This window comes from Paraburkholderia fynbosensis, assembly GCF_902859935.1.
Classification (GTDB): domain Bacteria; phylum Pseudomonadota; class Gammaproteobacteria; order Burkholderiales; family Burkholderiaceae; genus Paraburkholderia; species Paraburkholderia fynbosensis.
In genome coordinates this window covers 353,052-371,889 of the sequence record NZ_CADIKI010000006.1, presented here as the reverse complement: position 1 = coordinate 371,889, position 18,838 = coordinate 353,052, and the positions used below count along the sequence as shown (strand labels likewise).

The window sequence follows — 18,838 nt, the reverse complement described above, 5'->3', positions numbered from 1 at the left end:
GGTAAGGAGTGTCTCGAGTGATCTGCTGCCGGGAAGCGAAAGTTTAACCAGGCGCCGTGTGTTCCCGCAGGCATGCCGTTCAATTACCTGGAGAGGGATGAAAACCCGCCACCTCGATCATCTTGATGAGCCGCTGCCGGGACAGCGTCGAGATGACCTCGACGCGCTTGAGGGCGACGTCGAAGTCGAGCTCCGCGGCAGGGTCGAGACGGGTGACGGCGCGGCTGATTGCATTGGCGCATCCACCACACGCCATGTCGGGGATTGAAAATTCCATTTCCTGCTCCTGTCAGAAACCAGGCTCAAGCGTGGACCTTCCCACTGCGGTAAGGTCAAGCCCCTCTGACGAATGCCAGACGCCGAGCCGCGCAATCCAACCGACGGCGTGAAAGCTGTCAGCGAGCCAGTTCGATCGAGCAAGCGTCGGTGTGAGCGCGCCCGCGGCGCCTGCCGCATCAGACCGGGGCGCCGTGCGCGTCTGGTTCCTTGCAAGACTGCGCTACGGTGCTAACCGTGTCGTGGCGCAGCGCGCACATTTTATTTCACGGAATTTTTATACCGTCCCCAGCAATCGTTTCGCGGCCTTTATGGCGATGTCCCTAGAGTGGGCGACTGGCGTTTTGCCGTAAAGAAAGCAACGGATTTTGCTGGAGGCGGTATGGCATTCGATCAGACGAAGGGAAACGTGCGCGTCGAAGCGCGCGTGTTTCCCGCTCCGGGTCAGCGGTTCAAAGGCGCACTGCGCGTCGCGGTCACCCGGCGCGACAAGCAGATTCAGCGGATCACCGAACGCGGTTGCGGCCGCCCGGTGCGCAGCTTGGCAGCGGCGATGACGCTGGCCGAGCTCGAAGCTCGCCGCTTGCTGGGACTCGGCCTGTCATGAGACCGTCGTCGAGATCCATCATGAAGTTTCGTGGGCTGTGCAAGGTCGTCGCCATTGCCTTCGTCACCAATCAGGTGCTCACGACCATCTTCACCTATGCCGCGCAGCAGCTCGACTCGGCGCTGCCGCATGACACGATCTGGCTGTTCAGTTGCGTGACGTCGGGACTGGTGACGCTCTGGCTGCAAGCCGATGCGCGGCGCGCGTTCAGTTTCGCGCGCGAGAAGGGGTTCGTGAAAAAGAGCGGCGAAAAAAGCGGCGGGGCGGGGCAGCAGGTGCAAATCGCCGAAGACTGTCCGAAACGCTGGCTGGTGATCCTGCATATCGAGTTGAATCCTGCTGCGATGCAGACGTAGGCAGGCTGAGCAGAGCAGAGCGTCGGCAAGTGCAGGCCTATAATAAAAAGCCGCGTCGCGGGCTCACGACTCGCGAATCAGCCGGGCTGGAGAGTCCGCTGCCCGCCAACCGTACCGCTACTGCAAAGAGGCCGACAGCATGTATATCGCCATGAACCGCTTCAAAGTGACGCCTGGGTCCGAGGCCGCCTTCGAACATCTGTGGACGTCTCGTGACACACATCTGAAAGAGGTTCCGGGCTTCGTGGAATTTCATCTGCTGAGGGGACCGCAGAAGGAAGATCACGTTCTGTATTCCAGCCATACGATCTGGCGCGACCACGCGGCGTTCGAAGCGTGGACGAAATCGGAAGCCTTTCGCGCCGCGCATCGGAGCGCGGGCAACGAAAACCGCGTGCTCTATCTCGGGCACCCGGAATTCGAGGGCTTCGAAGTTATCCAGACAGTGAAGTAGTCGCTTTCAGGCAGTGTCCCGCATTGCACTCGCTATGGTCTCGGGAGTGGGCGGGACGTCGGCCTGGCCCAGGTTTAATTCAGCGCGTCATTTCACCCAGCACGGGGAACGTCTCCGCTGCCGTCAAGCAACCCGCACCAATCTCCGCTTCGACCGGACGGACGCGATCCAAACGCCCTTGCGTCCCAGCACGATTTCGCTCGCTGCGCGTCCGCCTGAGAGTCGCGCGGACGCGCCATTTTCTCCTTTTGACATTGCTTGACGGCCGGTTTTCAAGGCTATCTGGATAATCTGGTCCGGCGCGAAGGTTCGAGCAACGTCCCGGCTGAACCGGCCACACCTACTTTTTTCAATAGATCGCATTACTTATCGAGTGGGGATAGCCGTGAAAATCACGGATTGCCGCGCGCCTGCCTGATGGCGCGCCGTTACCGTTCGGCGCGAGCGTATACGAGGGCCCGACTCGGCGGTCGCGGGCAATTCGAACCAGTGGCTGGTCGGGGCGTCGTCGAGCATGACGCGCATTGCGCTGTGCGCGCAGTGGATTTCGGCGGGCACGATGGGTGCGGGCACGGTAAACGGAATCGCGACGTTCACGATGAGCTACCAGTGAACGCGTTGCGTAGGGAGCCTATGCGCGTGTGCCGACGCGCAAATCGTGCATACGGTATTCTTTTACGACTCGAACGGCGAGTGGGTGCTTGTTGCGAGGCAAGCACCGAGCGTTGCACGCCACGCCACCGAAGCGTGCTTGCAAAGCGCGTGCGTCATGTAAGGCAGGCACGTCGCTCACCAGGCCCACGCAGCCCGACAAAGCTCACGAAAGGAAACAAACATGAAAGCCGTCAAGATCGGTTCGCCTGCCAGCGTGGCGAACCTCCAGGTGGTCGATCTCCCCGATCCCGGTCAACCCGCGGCGGGCCAGATTCGCGTGCGCATTCACGCGAATTCGTTGAACTTCCACGACTTTGGCGTGGTGAACGGCAACCTGCCTGCTGAAGCGGGCCGCATTCCGATGGCGGACGGCGCGGGCGTCGTCGAAGCAGTCGGCGAGGGCGTCAGCGGCTTCAACGCGGGCGATCACGTCGTGTCGTGCTTCTTCCCATTCTGGGAAAACGGCCCGCCGGCAATCGCCGATTTCTCGACCACGCCTGGCGACGGCGTCGATGGTTACGCACGCGAAGTCGTCGTCCTGCCAAGCCGCTACTTCACGCACGCGCCGCGCGGCTACAGTCACGCCGAAGCCGCCACGCTGACCACGGCCGGGCTGACCGCGTGGCGCGCGCTGGTCGTCGACGGGCAGTTGAAGGCGGGCAGCACAGTGCTCGTACTCGGCACGGGCGGCGTGTCGATCTTCGGCTTGCAGATCGCCAAGGCGATGGGCGCGTCGGTGATCGCGACGTCGTCATCGGAGGCGAAACTGGCAAAGCTGCGCGAGCTCGGGGCGGAACACACGATCAACTATCGCGACAATCCCGAGTGGGGCAAGCAGGTTCGTCAGTTGACGGGCGGGCGCGGTGTCGATCACGTGATCGAAGTGGGCGGTCCGGGCACTTTGCCGCAATCGATCACCGCTTGCCGGATCGGCGGCCATATTGCGCTGATCGGCGTGTTGACCGGACGCGCGGGCCCGGTGCCGACGGCGGCGTTGATGGCGAGGCAGCAGCGTTTGCAGGGGTTGATCGTCGGCAGCCGCCAGGATCAGCTCGACATGATTCGCGCGCTGGAAGTGACGGGCATCAAGCCGGTGATCGACAGCACGTTCACGCTCGACAAGCTCGGTGACGCCTTCAGGCACGAGGAATCGGGCGCTCACTTCGGGAAAATCTGCGTGGCCGTGTGAGTTGTGCACTCGGCAGGCGAGCGTGGCGCGCCAAGGTTCGCGGTGCCACGCCCGCTTCTGCCGCCATTGACATGAGCGGCGGCGCGCAATGCTCCGCTAGCCACACCTCGCAAGCTCGGCGAAGCTGATGCTGGTCGCCTCGCATGCTTGAGTAAAAGCCGCGTCGTAGTTCGTGAAAAAGACGGTGCGGGTTCGGGCCAGCGTCTTGAACAGATCGGCGAGCACGGCGCGTGCGCTCGCATCGAGTCCGGCGACCGGCTCATCTGCAATCACCACGCTGGTTTCGCCAAGCGCGGCTGCCGTCAGGAAAAACTTCTTGCGGCTGCCGAACGACATCTGCTCGAAGCGCTTGTCGAGATGTGGTGTGAGACCGAAGCGATCGGCCAGATCGAGCGTGTCGCTCCCGACAGTCGTCTTTCTCTCCGACGCCACATAGCTCAGGTACTCGCGGCCAGTTCGGTCCGGCGAGGGCATGCAATCTTCAGGTACATACGTGAGCACGCCCTTCGCGGCGAGCGGCGCACTGCGCAGCGAATGGCCACCGAGCCACACTTCGCCAGCGTCGGCTACCAGCGTGCCGGCGAGGATGCCGAGCAGGGTCGATTTGCCGGTGCCAGATTCATCGTTTAACGCGATGCATCCCGACGCGACGTCGTAATGCAGGTCCTCGAAGATGACGCGTTCGCTGTACTGCTTGCTGAGGTGGTCGAATCGAAGCATGAGTTGGAGCGTGGGTCGGCGCGGCAAGGGCGCGTCGATGAGGTTGGCGGGTCGGCGTCGCGCCAGTGTAGCAGCGCCACGCGCGCCGATGCGCCCAGGTGTCGCGCTTGAATTCCCGCATCGGATCGTGAAGGCGATACCGGCGCTCGGTCATCAAGTTACGCGATGGCGCGCCGTTAATGACAGGAAACGACGGGAGACCGAAAGCGAGACCCGTAGTGTGCCCCCTTGCCACGCCTTTTTTTCCTTTAATCCTCAACGAACCCGCCGACCGCCACTCATGCATACTGCCGCCGGCACCCAGGCCCCGCCCTCCCGCGCCGAACTCCGGCGCATCATCATCGCGATCGTGATCGGCAACGGCTTCGTTGCTTATGACTTCACCGTCTATAGCTTTTCGGCCGTGATGATCGGCAAGCTGTTCTTCCCGTCGAGCAGTCCCGCGGCGTCGCTGTTGCTGTCGCTCGCCACCTTCGGCGCGGGCTTCGTGATGCGCCCACTCGGCGCGCTGATGATCGGCCACATCGCCGACAGCCGCGGCCGCAAGGCCGGTCTCACGGTATCGCTCGCACTGATGACGTTCGGCACGTGGCTAACCGCGTGCCTGCCGGGCTATGCGTCGATCGGTCCGGCGGCGACCGCGCTGATGGTGCTCGCGCGGCTGATGCAGGGGCTCGCGGCGGGCGGCGAGATCGGCCCCGCATCGGCCTCGCTGATGGAGTCGGCGGGTGACCGGCAGCGCTGCTTCATGGTGAGCTGGCGCGGCGCGAGCCAGGGCGCGGCCGCATTCGCCGCCGCGCTGGTCGGCGCGAGCACCACGGCGTTGCTGTCGCCCGCGGCGATGCTCGACTGGGGGTGGCGCGTCCCGTTCGCGCTGGGCGGCCTGATCGGCCCGGTCGGCTGGTATCTGCGACGCCGCATGCCGGCGGCCGTGCCGCGCCAGCGCGTGCGGCTCGACCCGCGGCGGCTGTTCGCGGAGCACCGGCGAGCACTCGTCTGCGGCATGCTGATGATGGCTGCGCCGTCGGTGGGTATCTACATCACCGTGTTCTACATGCCGGCCTACCTGGTTCGTACGCTGCATCGGCCGCCGGCGATCAGTTTGCTGACGGCCTGCCTGTCGGGCCTCGTGATTCTCGTGGTGACGCCGCTGGTCGCACGCGCGGCCGACCGGTTCGCGAGCCGCAAGACCTTGCAATACGCGTCGCTGTGGGCGTCGCTGCTGGCGGCGTGGCTCGCGTTCCGTGCACTGACCCACGGCGCGGGCGACCTCGCCGCGCTCGTCATCATCACCGCGTACGTGGCGCTGGCCGTCAACAACGCGGGCGCGGGTTCGGTGCTGATGATGGAGGCGTTCCCGGCGCAGCGGCGCGCGGCCGGGCTGTCGCTGATCTACAGCAGCGGCGTGGTTTTGTTCGGCGGCTTTTCGCCGTTTCTCGTCACATGGCTGATCGAGCGCACGGGCGATCCGATGATTCCGGCCTGGTATCTGATGGGCGCGACCGTGCTGACGCTGATCGCGCTGAAATCGTTTCCGGAGCAGGCGGCGCCCCTTGCCCGCGCCGACAGCCGCGCGGCCCGGCCATCCGTCTGAGCGCTACGCCGGCTGATGACGCTGCAGGTCCAGCGCGCGCACACGCATGTCCTGCGGGCTCATGTCGAAGGCGCGGCGAAACGCGCGGGTGAAATCGGACGCGCTGTTGAAGCCGAGTCCGTAGGCAATTTCCACGACGTGCCGATGCGGAAACCGGACCAGTTCGTCCGCCGCTTCCCGCAACCGGCGATGGCGGATATAGGCGCCGAGGCCGCCTTCATGCTCGAACCAGCGGTAGATCGTCGCGCGTTTCAGTTGCAGCGCCGCGACCACGCTGGTCGGCGTGAGGTCGGGCTGATGCAGGTTGGCTTCGACGTGACGGCGCACCCGTCCCATCAACGCGGCCTGCAGCGCGGCACGGTCCGTGCCGCTCAGATGCGCCGCCTTGCGAAAAGCCGCGAGCAGCAACTGCGCGCCGGTGTGCAGCGCCTCGATGGCGGCGGCCGGTTCGAGCGAGGGGATTTCGCGGGCGACCGCCGCGAGATGCTCGAGCACGACGCCCGCCAGCGGCGCCTCTTTCCGAACGATGCGGCCGTGAATCCCTGCGCCGTCGCGCCAGTCCTCGTCGACGAGCGCGGCCGGCACGAACAGGCTGAGTAGCCGGCTCTCGGGGCGTTCGGCGCGAAACGGCTGGTTCAGATCGAACGCGACGATGCCCTGCACCGAGCCCGGATCGCTGCGCTTCTTGCGCATGCCCGTCACGTGGCCGACTTCTCCGTCGAGAAAGAGCTGGAATACGTAATCGCGCCGCGTGTCGGTGGACACGCGGGCTACCGAGCGTTCCAGCAGCATCGGATCGGTGCGGCAGTCCGTCAACACCATCCCGCCGACCGCATAGAGGTCGATTTCACCGCGAAAGCCCCGCGTAAGTTGCTCCTTCGACGGCGGCGCGTCGACCACGTGCCCCACGCGCTGACGCCAGGCGAGGAATTGCTCGTCTGGCGCGAGTCCGCGCGTGCTGAAACGGCTCGTCGAAATGATCGAGCGAGAATCGGCGGCGGCAGCCGCGGCCAAGTGGGGCGGCAGTGAACGCTGGTTCATGAATCGGTTGGGGCGGCCAGCTAACGGTGGTTAACAGCGGTTAACAGCGGTTCCGGCGACGGGACGGCGGCAAGAGCCGATCAACGAATATTTTCTCGCCCGAGCGTCAAATATTGAGACAGATGGTAAAGCGTAACAAAAAAGCTGCGATATCGTCGCACGATTAGATTGCAGGTCGGTTTCGCCGACGGCGCCGCAGATTGGCTGGCTGACGCCCCGCACCGGAATCGCAACTGCGCAGACAAGCGCCGGCCCGTCGGGTACGGCGCAATGGGCGGCGTCCACGCTTTGCCAGCAGGCAAGACACGGGGTATGAACGATGAGCGGCACGATCAAGCAAGCGACCGCGCAACGCGGCGGGCGGCGTCCGGCCAATCTGGTGGACAGCCAGTTGGAACATCTTGAGAACATGGTCGAGTACGTCACGCGCGGGGGCGCGGTGCCATTGCAGCATGGATTCGACCACGAGTATTGGGAGAAACGCGTCCGGGCGCTCGAAGAGACGCATGAACTGATTGCGAGCCAGCGACAGCGGATCGCCAGACTGCTGGAAAGGCTGGCGAGCGAAGCGCGGACCGGGCTGAAGCGGCGTACGGCCGCCTGAGCCGGCTAAGGGATGGAGTGCGAGGGCCGACGTCGCAAAGCAGAGGAGAACCCTATCGATGCGGGCTAGCGTCGATCATAAAAATCGTAGGACCTGAGAGAAAGTGGCGATGATGCGAACGCGCCCACAGAGGCGCGTCGCTCATCTGCCCTGACCTGAAAGACAACTGGCCGCGTGATCCATGCGGTTCGCCGGGTGGCCCGGGTCGCGGGCGTATCGTCGACGTCAATAAAGTTACCCTCCGCTGTTTGCCGCCGAAGGCGCGCCGCGCTTCGTCTCGCGAGTATCGTTCGCAATAGGCCGGTGCCCTCGCGTAAAGAAAACGGGGCATCATGGCCTACCGCTTATTTTAAAGGGCATTCAAAAAAACTCAGACCAAAGTAACTCTGACCGCTTTAATTGGGGTGCGGTTAAATATAGCTATTCAAACCACGCAGATAATTTAACGCTGATAAACTGTGCGCCGGAGCAGTGCGGTAATGCCTCTCAAATCTTCGCCCCGTCTCGTCCATTCCGGCGACGCAAAACCCCGGAATGACGGCAGAAACAGGCCTTTTCCGTGATTCGGAAGACGCAATCACCCGACATACTGTCACTGGTGAATGCGGCAAAAAGGGACGCATGCCTGGTTCTCCTTTTCTTCCACGCACGCGCGGTGTTTATCGCTTCAGCCGATTTTCCCGCCACTCTCCACCTCCCTGATTTTGACAAGTATTGGGGCTTGCCTTTCGAGCCCGTTTTTGGAAGTGACTTATGAAGCCGGGAAACAATTCGCTTGAGAAACGACGCACACGCAAGATCACCGTCGCGGTGATGGCAGTGCTCATCGCGGTATTGCTCGCGTTGGGCTTCTGGCATTCCCGACAGCGCGCGGCGCAGGCGGCGCCGGCACTGACCGGCGTGGCGAGCCAGATGCGCCAGGATCCGTCCGCATGGACGCACGAAGAGAAAGACGCGTCGGAGATGCTGCGCGATATTCACGACGCCAGGGTAGCCGCGATCGGCGTGAGCCCAAGCGCGATCCTCGTGTCGACCCGTGACGGCGCGAAATATTTCGTCACCGACCACAACGCGACGTTCTCGCACGCGTTGCTGCTCGGCGAACCCAAATCCGCCGAGGCGACGCCGTATCAACTCGTGTGGCTGCCCGATGCGGACATCCGCACCGACGGCGCGCGCCTGACGCAGGCGTTGGACGACGTGCGCGACGCCATCAGCGTGCTGTTGCCGCTGTTGCTGATCGGCGGCATGGTGTGGTTCATGCGGCGCGAAATGAAGGGCGGCGCGAAGCTGCTGAGCGAAACGCCCGCGCTGCGCTTCGACGACGTGATCGGCGCGGGTGAAGCGAAAGCCGCGCTCGCCGACATTCGCGGCTATCTGTCCGACCCGAAACAGTTCACGTCGATGGGCGTGCGCGCGCCGTGCGGCATTTTGATGGTGGGCGGCCCGGGCGTCGGCAAGACGCGGCTCGCGCAGGCGCTGGCCGGCGAGTGCGGCGCGAGCTTCATTTCGATTACCGGCAGCTACTTCAGCGCGAAGTACTACGGCGTCGGCATCCAGAAGGTCAAGCATCTGTTCGAACTGGCGCGCAAGAATGCGCCCACGGTGATCTTCATCGACGAAGCAGACGGTCTCGCGAAACGCACGGATACCGGCGGCGGCCCCGTCGAAGCCGAGAGCAACCGGATCATCAATCAGTTGCTGGCGGAAATGGACGGCTTCGCGTCGAACGAAGGGGTCATCATCGTCGCTGCGACCAACCATCCCGACAATCTCGACGAGGCATTGCGCCGGCCAGGCCGGTTCGATCGCACCGTGCAGGTTCGTTTGCCCGATCGCGAAGACCGCGCCAAGATTTTCCGCTTCTACGCGGATAAGCTGAAGTCGAAGTCCGCAAATATCGACTATGACCAGCTCGCGCGGCTGACCACGGGCCTCTCGCCGGCCACGGTCGCGATGGTGGTGAACCAGGCGGGGCTGGTCGCGCGCAAAGCCGGCGATACGGAAATCGCCGCGAAGCATTTCATGGAAGCGATCAAGATTGCGCGTATCGGCGACGTGAGCGGCGCCGAGCGCGCGCTCAGCGAAGACGAACGCACGCGCATCGCGGTGCATGAAGCGGGACATGGACTGGTTGCCGCGCTGCTAGGCACCGGCGTGCTGGAAGAGGTGACGATTCTGCCGCGCGGCGGCGCGTTGGGCGTCGCGCTCATCACCAAGGCGCAGGACAAGCATCTGTACCGTGAGACCGAAATCCGCAACGAGATCCAGGTACTGCTCGGCGGGCGTAACGCGGAAATTCTGACGTTCTCCGAAGCATCGAGCGGCGCCGCATCGGATTTGCAGGAGGCGTCGCGGATCAGCCTCGACATGGTGTCGAAGTTCGGCTTCAACAGCGACGGCGATCTGTTCAGCCTCGCGGCGCTGCCGTCGCAGTACGCGGGCTTGCAGATGAAGAGCGCAATCGAGCATGCGAACGTACTGCTCAAGGAATTGAACGAGCTTTGCTACAACCTGCTGCATGCGTACGAGCCGGTGCTGCGCGCGATCGCCGACGAACTGCTGGACCATGAAACCGTCCCTGGCGAAACGGTCTACCGGTTGATCAAGGAACACAAGAGCACGCTCAAGATCGTGCACGAGCCGGCCGCGGCTTGAGCGTGAACGCCGCCTGCTGAACGCGGCTTCAATGTCGACGGGCGCGCAAGCGCGGACCTGTACACTCTTGACGGCTGAGCGCTTGCTGCCTCGAACCTGGTCTTTCGAGCGTCGTCGCTCGCTACGCGAAGTCGGACGGTCCGGGGTCAGGCACGCCCGGCGTGTCGGTATCGCCTAACGGGGAGTCGTCGCCTTCATCTTTTTCCGGCACGGGGTCCTCGCCCTTGTGCGGCAACGGCTGATCGACGCCGGGTTCGACCGGCGTCGGAATCGCATCTCCAATCGGTTTGGACACTTCGGTGGGCGGGCTGCCCGGGTCTTCGTCGGCCCGCCGCTCGTGCTCGTCATGCTCGTTCGGGACATTTGCGGTGTTTGCCACGACGCTCTCCGGTTGATGAGATTGAACGATATGCCGCAAGCCGCGTTCCACGACCCGGATGACGTCTCGACGTCGGGCTCTACGCGGCGCGAACGCTCATGCAGCGTCGGAGGCAGTGCTGTCCTCGCGCGGCGCGCGCTCATTGGGGGGCTTCAACGCAGAGGGCGGTTGCGCCGCAACCGGGCGCGCCGCGTGCGCGGGAGACTTGCGCCGCGTCTTCAATCGGAGAATCGGCTCCTCGAGCAGCCGCCAGGACAGCACCGCTATCGCCAGCGAGATTGCAAACGACGCTGCAATGCCCGCCGCGTGCGCCCACATCGGCACCGTGCCGCCGAAAAACGCCGCGGCGTGATGGTTGCGGCTCAGATCGGGAATCAGATTGTGATAGAGGTAAAAGCCATAGCTGATGCGTCCGAAGCTCACCAGCCAGCCCGTTTCGAGCATACCGATGACAACCGCATTGCGGCAGCACGCAATCGAGCCGACCAGCGCCGCGATGCACACGCCATACACCGCGCTGATGACGGTGAACAACATCGGGTTGTCCAGTTCGCTCCACCGCGGCTCGGTCGCGCACAAGCCCACGAGGGCGAGACTCAAAGCGAACAGTGTCATGCCGCGTCCGAGCCAGGCCCGCAGGGCGCTTTGCTCGCGGGCGATCATCAGACCGCTGATCCCACCCAATGCCAGCAGCCAGAAATTGGTCAACGGATGCGTGTAGATCGTGATCTCGTCCCACTGCGCGGCGCGCATCGCCAGCAGGGAAATCAGTCCGAGCACGACGATCGTCCAGCACACCGCGCGATGCCGGCGCACGGCAACCAGCAGCAATAGCGGCGCCACCACGAGATAAAACTGCTCCTCGATCGCGAGACTCCACAAATGCGAGTAGCGCCCCGGCCAGTAACGCAACACCGAACCGATCCAGAAGTTCGAGAGGTACGCGAAATGAAACGGCATACCGCTCGCGAGTTCGGGGCTCGCAAGACCGAACGCCATCAGTACGGACATCACCACCAGCATCAGGTAGTAGATCGGAAAGATGCGTAGGGTCCGGCGAAACAGAAAGCGCCTGAGTTCGGCGCCGAACCGGCTGGCACCTGCTTCGATGCGCACGCGTTGCGAGGAAAGAATGCCGATGATCAAAAAGCCGCTCAGCGCGAAGAAGATCCATACACCGAGATGCCCGATCTCGCCGATGTCTCCAAACAGCCGGTGCTGAAAAAATACCATCAGCACTGCGATGGCGCGCAATCCGTCGAAGCCGGCAATTTTATTGTTCATGTGGTTGTCTTCCAGAGCGAAGGCGTGCGCGGCGCGCAGCCGTTCAGGGCGGTAGTGGAAGGACCGGTGTGCCCGGCGACGGCGAAGCCTGGCCGCGGCGAAAAGAGGGCGTCGTCATGACGCCTGGCGAGCCGGCCGTTCGAGGTTCGGCTGGCAACGTGTCCGGTCCACATGAGTGGCCGCCGCCGGAAGAGGGCATCGCGCAACTGACGCGCGAGCGCCGGCGGGCAAGCATGCAACCATCGTACGATGAAAAAAAACGAAAAAAATCGTAGCGCGCGTTCGGCGATTTTTTTTCCGCGGTCATGACCGGTCATACGCACGAGTTGCGCGCGAAACCCGCAAAACTTGCCGCGAACCGAAGACGCGATGCCTCAGTATTACCGCACGCCGACAGCGCGATTTCAGATTGCCGTCTTGAGCAACGCAATGAAAGGCCCGGTGTCGGCGCGCGTTGGCAGCGCGCACGAGGCTCGCCGGACGAATTGTTGTCATGATGTTCCGCCGAAGGGCGGCGGCTCATGGATCATTGCTCATGGCCGCTTTTCCCGGCGCGCCGCTCGCGCCATTCCCCGAGAGCCTGAATGGACATTCGTCGCGGCCGTTCCGAAGCAAGTCCCGCGAGGGGGCGCTCGATCGAAGTGGATTTCTTCTGCGGCGTCGTGCTGATCGTCATCGTGCTGGACCACATTCCAGGCAGCACGTTGACGCACCTGATGTTGCATGTGTACGCGTTGTGCGACTCCGCGGAAGTGTTCGTGTTCGTCGGCGGCTATGCGTCGGCTGCCGGGGTCGCCGCCGGCGCGCTGCTTTCGCTCGCGGCGCGAGCGGTATGTGCCTCGCCCTCCGGCGAGCCGCTCGCGATGCGTTGCGCGGAATTCGCGGGCGCCGTGCTGTCTCCTGAACTCATTGCGTTGCCGACTGCCGGCGCGCAGATCGAATCCGCGGCCATGGTGCACGCGACCGCGCCCGGCAATCAGCAGGGCGGCGAGTATTGCCGCATCACCGGGCGTATCGAGGGGTCTTGGCGCACTCGACAATTGGGTGACACGCTGGTTGCCGCCCGAGACCTTGACGGCGACCGACATCGCCGCGGCGACCAATGCACGCTCACGGCCTTTGTGCCGCTATCCGCTGTTTGCGCGCTACCTCGGCAAAGGCAATGTGAATCTTGCGGGCAGCTTCCAGTGTGCCTTGAGATGAAAGGGCTGCAGGCCTGGCGGCGTGCAGGCTGCGGCCGGATAGAGTGATTTGCAAAACCTGCCGTTGGGTTGAAAGGCTGACAAGTCGGCCCGATGCCCTCGGGTCGCCGCAAGCTTGCCGCAGAAAACAGAAAGGCGACGGCGCCACCATCGGCGTCGTCGCCTGTTCGAAGTGAGCGGATGAGCAAGGCGGTTGCGCTGCCTCGCTACCGCTTCGGCCACGGCTTACTGGCCTTTCTGCATCGTGCCGCCGCCACTGTTCATGTCGTTCGTGCCGGTGCCGCTGCGCGTGCCCTGGTTCATACCGTTGTTCATGCCACTATTCGAGCGGTTCATCGACGGGCTATTGGGCGTTGCACCCGTGCCGGTGCCGACGCCGCCACCGGTGCCGGTCACGCCCGGCGAGCCATAGCCCGAATTGTTCGGGTTCTTCATCGAGCCTGCGCCGACGCCGGGTGTGGCAGTCCCGCCCGCGCCGCCCGTGGTGCCGCCGCCCGCGCCTATGCCGTTACCGCCGCCTGCACCGGCGCCGGCGCCGCCGCCCGCCCCGCCACCGCCCGCCCCGCCACCGCCCCCCGCTTGCGCGTAGGCGCCGCCCGACAGTGCCATCACGAGCACCGAAGCGAAAATCGTCCTGGTCATGGGTTTCATGATTACCTCCAGAGAATCGGGTTGATATCACGCAAGCGTCCTCGCTTACATGAATCAAACGCGCAAGCGGTGTGCCTCAGTCGGCGTGCGAAAGACGAGGCCGCAACACGCTGGCCGCTTCTTTTTGGGCCGCGCTACGCGCATGCGGCGTGCCCGCGCGAAGCGCTCGACGCAGGACTGCCTCTCGCCAGATCAATACGGAACCCGAACTATCTTGCAGTGCAGCGAAGCGGCGGCTCGGCCTCGCCAGGCTGCTTCGTCGCACGGCATGGAACGCCACGATGGCCGCACGCTTTTCCGACGCCGCCCCCCGGCGCGCTGCACGCTTTCGCACTTTCCATTACATTGCGGGTGCGGTCGAATATATGCACCGCTCCTTCCAATCCCATCACGGTGTCTGCCATCCTCGAATCCATGCAGCCAATCGTCTCGGTCACGAATCTGTCGAAAACCTATGCCAGCGGTTTTCACGCACTCAAAAACATCAACCTGGCCATCGACCGCGGAGAAATTTTTGCCTTGCTCGGGCCGAACGGCGCGGGCAAAACGACCCTCATCAGCATCATCTGCGGCATCGTCAACGCAAGCGAAGGGAGGGTGACGGTGGACGGCCGCGACATCGCGACGGACTATCGCGGCGCGCGTTCGCTGATCGGCCTCGTGCCGCAGGAGTTGACCACCGACTCGTTCGAAACCGTCTGGGCGACCGTCTCGTTCAGCCGCGGGCTGTTTGGCAAGCCGAAGAACCCCGCCTACATCGAGAAGGTGTTGCGCGACCTGTCGCTATGGGAAAAGCGTGACAGCAAGATCATCACGCTGTCGGGCGGCATGAAGCGTCGCGTGCTGATCGCCAAGGCGCTTTCGCACGAACCGCGCGTGCTGTTCCTCGACGAACCGACCGCCGGCGTGGACGTCGAGTTGCGGCGCGACATGTGGAAGCTGGTGCGCTCGCTCGCCGAAAGCGGCGTGACGATCATCCTCACCACGCACTACATCGACGAAGCGGAGGAGATGGCCGACCGCATCGGCGTGATCAACGCGGGCGAGATCATGCTGGTCGAAGAGAAAACGGAACTGATGCGCAAGCTCGGCAAGAAGCAGCTGACGCTGCAACTGGAGAGCCCGCTCGCGCACGTGCCGGCGTCGCTGGCCGGTTACGCGCTGGCGGTCGCGAAAGACGGCAACGAACTGATCTACACATACGAAGGCGAGGGCGGCCGCACCGACATCATCGCGCTGCTCAAAGCGCTCGATGACGCCGGCATCCGCTTCAAGGACCTGCATACCACGCAGAGTTCGCTCGAAGACATCTTTGTCAGTCTGCTCCGAGGTGACCAATGAATATCTACGCGATGCGCGCAATCTACAAGTTCGAGATGGCGCGCACCTGGCGCACGCTGATGCAAAGCATCATCGCGCCGGTGATCTCGACTTCGCTTTATTTTGTCGTGTTCGGCTCGGCCATCGGCTCGCGCATCAAGGAAGTGGACGGCATCAGTTACGGCGCGTTCATCGTGCCGGGGCTGATCATGCTGTCGCTGTTGTCGCAAAGCATTTCGAACGCATCGTTCGGGATTTACTTCCCGCGTTTTACCGGCACGATCTACGAGTTGCTGTCGGCGCCGGTGTCGTATCTGGAGATCGTCGTGAGCTATGTGGGCGCGGCGGCCACCAAGTCGATCCTGCTCGGCCTGATCATTCTCGCGACCGCGGGACTGTTCGTGCCGTTGCAAATCCAGCACCCGTTGTGGATGGTGCTGTTTCTGGTGCTGACGGCGGTCACGTTCAGTCTGCTTGGGTTCATCATCGGCATATGGGCGGATGGCTTCGAGAAGCTGCAGATCGTGCCGTTGCTGATCGTCACGCCGCTGACCTTCCTTGGCGGCACCTTTTATTCGGTCAACATTCTGCCACCGTTCTGGCGTGTCGTGACGCTGTTCAATCCGATCGTCTATCTGGTCAGCGGTTTTCGCTGGAGCTTCTTCGGTCTCGCCGATGTGAACGTCGAGTTGAGCCTCGGCATGACGGTGCTGTTTCTCCTGGTGTTCCTCCTGATCGTCCATTGGATCTTCAGGACCGGCTACCGGCTCAAGAGCTGATCGACGTGGCGTGCGAGACTGGCCGGCAACTTCACCACGGAGCCGATAGCCAACATGTCCGTCGATTTGAGTCTGATTGAGCGCAGCGCGTGCGATGTCGTCGAGTTGCTGCGCGAGGAAGCGGTGAGTCCGCATGATCTGCTCGACACGCTGGCCGTGCAAGTGGCGCGCATCGAGCCGCGGGTCAATGCGCTGCCCACGCTGTGCTTCGAGCGCGCGCACGCGCATGCCGACTGCACAACCGTGCGATGCGCTCGGCGCAGCGCACACGTGCCGAACTGTTCCACAAGATGAACGCGCTGCTGCAACGCTACGATGTGCTGATCTGTCCGGCGTCGATCGTGCTGCCGTTTCCGGTCGAAGCACGCGACATACGCGAAGCCGCCGGCCAGCACTTCGGCACCTACATCGACTGGCTGGCGATCACCTATGCGTTGACGCTCACCGGCATGCCGGTCATTGCGATTCCGTGCGGGATGAGCGCGAGCGGTCTGCCGGTGGGGATACAGATCGTCGGCAAGGTGCGTGGTGAGGCGGCGTTGCTGTCGGCGGCGCGCGCGATCGAGGAGATCATCGGTACGTGGGCGACCGGTAAGCCGGAAGTCCACTGAACGTTCGGCGGACGGGCAGGCGAGAGGCTCATGCCGCCTGCTGCCCGAACGAGATAACGGCGTGACGGCATTCGCCGCCACGCCGTTAGCAGTCCACTAAGACACATACGCCTGCGCGACGTTGATCAACTGCACGCGATTACGCACGTTGAACAACTGCCGCAACCGGCGCAGGTGATAGTCGACGTTATGCGGCGACAATCCGAGGAAATAGGCGATTTCCTTATCCCGCTGACCCTGCACCACCGCCTTCAGCACCGCGTGCTGCAACTCGCTCAACGCGACGCGCTGCTGCTGCGCGGGCGCAATACCGATCACGGTCTTCGCATGCGTCCAGATGAATTCGTGAATCGAGTGTGCGAACATCAACGTTTCGGCGACGATCGATTCGGTCATCCAGCGCGGGTTGCCGACCTCCGAGTTGAAGCACAGGCTCGCGCTCAGCTCCGGCTCGGGCAGCGGCATCTGCGTGAGAATCCCGCTCTTGCGGCCGGTCGCCTCCAGCAGGTCGATCAGCCCGCCCAGGCGCTCGCTGCGCATTTGCGCGCGCGGCAGACCGGCGCGCATGTCGACGGTGTTCCATAGAAACGGCAGGCCGGTCGGCGACGCGAGCGCGACGCGCGGGTCCAGCTCGAAATAGCGCTCGCGGAAGTAGCGTGTGAGCCAGGTCTGCGACTCGTAGCTGGTCAGCGCAAACATCGTCTTGTGATGCGACGACGTGCGCGTGGCCGTATAGCTGAACGAGTCGAAGCCAAGCTGCCTGATGCGCCGCCGCACGAATTCGATGCGGTCCTGCGCACTGCCGAACCGCCCCAGCGGACTTATGAACGGCGCGGCTCGCCGCGCGGCGGGCAGGGGCGTGCCGATCTCCTCCTCGGTGAAGAGGGTGAGAAAGCCATTGGGCGCCGCAGCGTTGGCGGCGCGGGACGATGCTCTCGATCCTTCAGCCGCGTGGACTGATTTCACGGCTTGCCGCGCGGCGGCCGGGTAGGCCGGGTGTGCGGAAGCCGCTGACTTGTATGCTGCCGACGCTTGCCCGGCTTCACCTTGCGGCGGGCCGGCCAGCCAGTGCGGCAGCGTATCGCATTCGTGTTCCATGAAACGGTAGCTCCGGCGTTCGAAACGCGTGAAAGACGACAACCTGAATGATTAGCTATTTCCAGAAATTACGGTAGCCGGTTCCTTGCTATCATTTTCGCGATCTTGCGCTGACTCTTGTGCTGACAGCGGACCGGCAACGCGGGTATGGCGGGCTTTCTCCTTGCATACGGCACCTCCTTGGAAATGGATGTGATGGCACGAATTCCGAAGCTGACAACGACGCTCGCCTACGACCGCTACATGGCTGGCCAGAGACTGGTGTCGAGCGTGGACCGCCCGTGGCGTCACCTCGTCTTGCGCTCCTATCTCGAACCGGTCGAGCAGGAACTGCTCGAAGCGCCAGGCCTGCAGGACCTCACGCTGATGACACTCGCGAGCGGCGCCGAGCATCTCGAACGCAATCTGAACGGACGCTGGGAGCGCGCCGACCTGCGCGTGGGCGACGTCTGGTTCGTGCCGTCCTCGCCGATTTCGTGGCGCTGGCGCTCGATCGGCGACGAGCCGCTGTCCACCGTGCACTTGCACATCGAGCGTGGCCTCATCGACAGCGTCGCCGAACAGATGGAACTCGGCGGCTCACCCGAACTGTCGCTGGGCGACGCGATGCGTTTTCGCGATCCGTTGATCGCCACGATGCTCGGCGCGTTGCATCGCGCTGCCGCTGATCCGTCCGACTCGCGTCTCTACGTCGACGCGCTGGCTCACGCGCTCGCCGCGCATCTGTTGCAGCATTATTCGCGCGGCCGTCCCGCCCCCGGCCGGCTGCCGATACAACCCGAACGGCTGGTGCCGCGCCGGATTCGCCGTGTGACCGACTACATTCGCGCCAATCTGGCCTCCGATCTGAGCATCGGCGAACTGGCCGGGCAGGCCGGGCTAAGCAGTTTTCATTTTGCGCGAGTGTTTCGCCGCGAGGCCGGCGAGACACCCCATCAGTTCGTCACGCGCTTGCGGCTCGAGGAAGCGGCGCGGCAGCTGCGCGCCACCGATCAGACCGTGTTGCAGATTGCGATTGCGGTTGGTTTCGAGAGTGCCAGTCATTTCTCCGTGCAGTTCAAGCGTGGCTATGGCGTGACACCGCGCGCCTACCGGCTGCGCGGCTGAGGTACAGATACCGCGGGATAGCGCGGCGTGACGCGGGCGGCGCTCAGCGAGGCGGCAGATCGGGTTGAGGCGGCCATTGGCGGTGGACGGCGGCGGCAAGCCTGGCCGCGTTCGGCGCCCGCGACGCGTTTATCTCGTCATATGTCTCGTCTGCGGCGCTGGCCGTTGCCGCCGCTTGCACCGGTTTTATCATGCGGCGCCGCGCTGGTGACGACGTGCTGCGCTACGATTCACGGCCAGCCGCGCGGATTCAT

20 protein-coding genes and 2 pseudogenes are annotated in these 18,838 nt (G+C 63.7%); 15 read left to right on the top strand and 7 right to left on the bottom strand.

Annotated features, from left to right (window positions below):
- Positions 1-79: 79 nt before the first annotated feature.
- Entirely contained in the window at positions 80-277 is a 198-nt protein-coding gene (locus HV770_RS13080; protein WP_175160124.1) for a heavy-metal-associated domain-containing protein, read from the bottom strand.
- Between the two features lie 381 nt (positions 278-658).
- Between HV770_RS13080 and HV770_RS13075 the strand changes: the two genes are divergently transcribed.
- The 4 genes from HV770_RS13075 to HV770_RS13060 all read left to right on the top strand — a co-directional run bounded on the left by HV770_RS13075 (position 659) and on the right by HV770_RS13060 (position 3,536).
- A complete protein-coding gene (locus HV770_RS13075) occupies positions 659-883 on the top strand; it encodes a hypothetical protein (protein WP_175160122.1) in 225 nt (74 codons plus the stop codon).
- Positions 884-903: 20 nt separating this feature from the next.
- Positions 904-1,239, top strand: coding sequence for a hypothetical protein (locus tag HV770_RS13070; RefSeq protein WP_175160120.1), 336 nt, complete (start codon positions 904-906; stop codon positions 1,237-1,239).
- 139 nt (positions 1,240-1,378) lie between these two features.
- On the top strand, positions 1,379-1,693 hold the full coding sequence (hmuQ, locus tag HV770_RS13065; RefSeq protein ID WP_121320886.1) for a heme-degrading protein HmuQ: 315 nt from the start codon (positions 1,379-1,381) through the stop codon (positions 1,691-1,693).
- Between the two features lie 835 nt (positions 1,694-2,528).
- Positions 2,529-3,536, top strand: coding sequence for a zinc-dependent alcohol dehydrogenase family protein (locus HV770_RS13060; RefSeq protein WP_175160119.1), 1,008 nt, complete (start codon positions 2,529-2,531; stop codon positions 3,534-3,536).
- A 96-nt stretch (positions 3,537-3,632) separates the two neighbouring features.
- Here the strand turns inward: HV770_RS13060 and HV770_RS13055 are convergent, their stop codons facing one another.
- Entirely contained in the window at positions 3,633-4,256 is a 624-nt protein-coding gene (locus HV770_RS13055; protein WP_175160117.1) for an ABC transporter ATP-binding protein, read from the bottom strand.
- A 280-nt stretch (positions 4,257-4,536) separates the two neighbouring features.
- On the opposite strand from HV770_RS13055, the gene HV770_RS13050 reads away from it, so the two are divergent.
- Complete coding sequence (locus tag HV770_RS13050; protein WP_175160115.1) at positions 4,537-5,850, top strand: MFS transporter; 1,314 nt, start codon at positions 4,537-4,539, stop codon at positions 5,848-5,850.
- A 3-nt stretch (positions 5,851-5,853) separates the two neighbouring features.
- Here HV770_RS13050 and HV770_RS13045 read toward each other — a convergent pair whose 3' ends face one another.
- Positions 5,854-6,891 carry a helix-turn-helix domain-containing protein gene (locus tag HV770_RS13045; protein WP_175160113.1) on the bottom strand — a complete coding sequence of 346 codons (1,038 nt, stop codon included), beginning with the start codon at positions 6,889-6,891 and terminating at the stop codon, positions 5,854-5,856.
- A 319-nt stretch (positions 6,892-7,210) separates the two neighbouring features.
- Here HV770_RS13045 and HV770_RS13040 point away from each other — a divergent pair, with 319 nt between their 5' ends.
- Together HV770_RS13040 and HV770_RS13035 are read left to right on the top strand one after the other, a co-directional pair.
- Complete coding sequence (locus HV770_RS13040) at positions 7,211-7,495, top strand: hypothetical protein (protein WP_175160111.1); 285 nt, start codon at positions 7,211-7,213, stop codon at positions 7,493-7,495.
- Positions 7,496-8,248: 753 nt separating this feature from the next.
- Positions 8,249-10,153, top strand: a complete 1,905-nt coding sequence (locus HV770_RS13035) for an ATP-dependent metallopeptidase FtsH/Yme1/Tma family protein (protein WP_175160109.1) — start codon at positions 8,249-8,251, stop codon at positions 10,151-10,153.
- 121 nt (positions 10,154-10,274) lie between these two features.
- Here the strand turns inward: HV770_RS13035 and HV770_RS13030 are convergent, their stop codons facing one another.
- Together HV770_RS13030 and HV770_RS13025 are read right to left on the bottom strand one after the other, a co-directional pair.
- Positions 10,275-10,532 (bottom strand): hypothetical protein, encoded by a 258-nt coding sequence (locus HV770_RS13030; protein WP_175160107.1) that lies wholly within the window; start codon positions 10,530-10,532, stop codon positions 10,275-10,277.
- A gap of 96 nt (positions 10,533-10,628) precedes the next feature.
- Entirely contained in the window at positions 10,629-11,816 is a 1,188-nt protein-coding gene (locus HV770_RS13025; RefSeq protein ID WP_175160105.1) for an acyltransferase family protein, read from the bottom strand.
- A 584-nt stretch (positions 11,817-12,400) separates the two neighbouring features.
- On the opposite strand from HV770_RS13025, the pseudogene opgC reads away from it, so the two are divergent.
- The 3 genes and pseudogenes from opgC to HV770_RS39710 all read left to right on the top strand — a co-directional run.
- A pseudogene (opgC, locus tag HV770_RS38600) lies at positions 12,401-12,616 on the top strand (OpgC domain-containing protein); the annotation flags it as partial.
- A gap of 6 nt (positions 12,617-12,622) precedes the next feature.
- Positions 12,623-12,838 (top strand): annotated as a pseudogene (locus tag HV770_RS13020) (tannase/feruloyl esterase family alpha/beta hydrolase); the annotation flags it as partial.
- 22 nt (positions 12,839-12,860) lie between these two features.
- Positions 12,861-13,019, top strand: a complete 159-nt coding sequence (locus HV770_RS39710) for a tannase/feruloyl esterase family alpha/beta hydrolase (RefSeq protein WP_425497407.1) — start codon at positions 12,861-12,863, stop codon at positions 13,017-13,019.
- Between the two features lie 224 nt (positions 13,020-13,243).
- On the opposite strand, the gene HV770_RS13010 is transcribed toward HV770_RS39710, so the two are convergent.
- Positions 13,244-13,669: a hypothetical protein gene (locus tag HV770_RS13010; RefSeq protein ID WP_175160104.1), complete on the bottom strand. Its 426-nt coding sequence runs from the start codon at positions 13,667-13,669 to the stop codon at positions 13,244-13,246.
- A gap of 414 nt (positions 13,670-14,083) precedes the next feature.
- Between HV770_RS13010 and HV770_RS13005 the strand changes: the two genes are divergently transcribed.
- Genes HV770_RS13005 through HV770_RS12990 form a run of 4 tightly spaced genes read left to right on the top strand, consistent with a single transcriptional unit; the run spans position 14,084 to position 16,379 of the window.
- The gene (locus HV770_RS13005) at positions 14,084-15,010 is read left to right on the top strand and encodes an ABC transporter ATP-binding protein (protein ID WP_175160103.1); all 927 of its coding nucleotides are present in this window, start codon (positions 14,084-14,086) and stop codon (positions 15,008-15,010) included.
- Positions 15,007-15,768, top strand: coding sequence for an ABC transporter permease (locus tag HV770_RS13000; RefSeq protein ID WP_175160102.1), 762 nt, complete (start codon positions 15,007-15,009; stop codon positions 15,766-15,768). Before HV770_RS13005 ends, HV770_RS13000 begins: the two co-directional genes overlap by 4 nt.
- Before the next feature lie 54 nt (positions 15,769-15,822).
- Entirely contained in the window at positions 15,823-16,062 is a 240-nt protein-coding gene (locus tag HV770_RS12995) for a hypothetical protein (RefSeq protein WP_175159629.1), read from the top strand.
- Positions 16,059-16,379, top strand: a complete 321-nt coding sequence (locus HV770_RS12990) for an amidase family protein (protein WP_246290883.1) — start codon at positions 16,059-16,061, stop codon at positions 16,377-16,379. Before HV770_RS12995 ends, HV770_RS12990 begins: the two co-directional genes overlap by 4 nt.
- A 96-nt stretch (positions 16,380-16,475) precedes the next feature.
- Here HV770_RS12990 and HV770_RS12985 read toward each other — a convergent pair whose 3' ends face one another.
- On the bottom strand, positions 16,476-17,477 hold the full coding sequence (locus tag HV770_RS12985; protein WP_175160101.1) for a helix-turn-helix transcriptional regulator: 1,002 nt from the start codon (positions 17,475-17,477) through the stop codon (positions 16,476-16,478).
- 195 nt (positions 17,478-17,672) lie between these two features.
- On the opposite strand from HV770_RS12985, the gene HV770_RS12980 reads away from it, so the two are divergent.
- Positions 17,673-18,584 carry a helix-turn-helix domain-containing protein gene (locus tag HV770_RS12980; protein WP_175160100.1) on the top strand — a complete coding sequence of 304 codons (912 nt, stop codon included), beginning with the start codon at positions 17,673-17,675 and terminating at the stop codon, positions 18,582-18,584.
- The last annotated feature ends 254 nt before the right edge of the window (positions 18,585-18,838 follow it).

Excerpts from the sequence above, each read along its gene's own strand:
- HV770_RS13025 (WP_175160105.1), bottom strand. The coding sequence starts at position 11,816 with ATGAACAATAAAATTGCCGGCTTCGACGGATTGCGCGCCATCGCAGTG.
- HV770_RS13070 (WP_175160120.1), top strand. The coding sequence starts at position 904 with ATGAAGTTTCGTGGGCTGTGCAAGGTCGTCGCCATTGCCTTCGTCACC.
- HV770_RS13045 (WP_175160113.1), bottom strand. The coding sequence starts at position 6,891 with ATGAACCAGCGTTCACTGCCGCCCCACTTGGCCGCGGCTGCCGCCGCC.
- HV770_RS13005 (WP_175160103.1), top strand. The coding sequence starts at position 14,084 with ATGCAGCCAATCGTCTCGGTCACGAATCTGTCGAAAACCTATGCCAGC.
- HV770_RS13080 (WP_175160124.1), bottom strand. The coding sequence starts at position 277 with ATGGAATTTTCAATCCCCGACATGGCGTGTGGTGGATGCGCCAATGCA.
- HV770_RS13035 (WP_175160109.1), top strand. The coding sequence starts at position 8,249 with ATGAAGCCGGGAAACAATTCGCTTGAGAAACGACGCACACGCAAGATC.
- HV770_RS12985 (WP_175160101.1), bottom strand. The coding sequence starts at position 17,477 with ATGGAACACGAATGCGATACGCTGCCGCACTGGCTGGCCGGCCCGCCG.
- HV770_RS13040 (WP_175160111.1), top strand. The coding sequence starts at position 7,211 with ATGAGCGGCACGATCAAGCAAGCGACCGCGCAACGCGGCGGGCGGCGT.
- HV770_RS13075 (WP_175160122.1), top strand. The coding sequence starts at position 659 with ATGGCATTCGATCAGACGAAGGGAAACGTGCGCGTCGAAGCGCGCGTG.
- hmuQ (WP_121320886.1), top strand. The coding sequence starts at position 1,379 with ATGTATATCGCCATGAACCGCTTCAAAGTGACGCCTGGGTCCGAGGCC.
- HV770_RS13000 (WP_175160102.1), top strand. The coding sequence starts at position 15,007 with ATGAATATCTACGCGATGCGCGCAATCTACAAGTTCGAGATGGCGCGC.
- HV770_RS12990 (WP_246290883.1), top strand. The coding sequence starts at position 16,059 with ATGAACGCGCTGCTGCAACGCTACGATGTGCTGATCTGTCCGGCGTCG.
- HV770_RS13055 (WP_175160117.1), bottom strand. The coding sequence starts at position 4,256 with ATGCTTCGATTCGACCACCTCAGCAAGCAGTACAGCGAACGCGTCATC.
- HV770_RS13050 (WP_175160115.1), top strand. The coding sequence starts at position 4,537 with ATGCATACTGCCGCCGGCACCCAGGCCCCGCCCTCCCGCGCCGAACTC.
- HV770_RS12995 (WP_175159629.1), top strand. The coding sequence starts at position 15,823 with ATGTCCGTCGATTTGAGTCTGATTGAGCGCAGCGCGTGCGATGTCGTC.
- HV770_RS13010 (WP_175160104.1), bottom strand. The coding sequence starts at position 13,669 with ATGAAACCCATGACCAGGACGATTTTCGCTTCGGTGCTCGTGATGGCA.
- HV770_RS13060 (WP_175160119.1), top strand. The coding sequence starts at position 2,529 with ATGAAAGCCGTCAAGATCGGTTCGCCTGCCAGCGTGGCGAACCTCCAG.
- HV770_RS12980 (WP_175160100.1), top strand. The coding sequence starts at position 17,673 with ATGGCACGAATTCCGAAGCTGACAACGACGCTCGCCTACGACCGCTAC.